Raw genomic sequence first — 276 nt, 5'->3', positions numbered from 1 at the left:
CCTGTCAACGGCGCGGTCGCGAAAACCCATTAGCTCTTGACGGGAGGTCTCTTCGGTGCCCACAACACCACAGCCTCGACATCGCGAAGCAGGGCTACGTCACCATGACACATACCCCGGCCGGGGCGAATGCGGACACCGCCGAGATGATCGCCGCCCGTCAGAGAGTGTTGGGCGCCGGGCTGTTCCGTGACCTTGATGCTCGGCTAGCCGAGGTTCTCACCGACCGTGATCGCATCGTCGAAGTAGGCGCTGGAACCGGCCATCACCTGGCAC

The 276-nt window shown here is 63.8% G+C and carries 1 protein-coding gene; it reads left to right on the top strand.

Annotation, left to right across the window (positions count from 1 at the left end):
* Window positions 1–276, top strand: a 276-nt coding sequence (locus ACZ267_RS12900) for a putative RNA methyltransferase (RefSeq protein ID WP_463680347.1), incomplete at both ends; no start/stop codon positions are given.

The organism is Staphylococcus sp. AC872, assembly GCF_979255425.1.
This window is presented reverse-complemented; position numbering and strand designations above follow the sequence as displayed.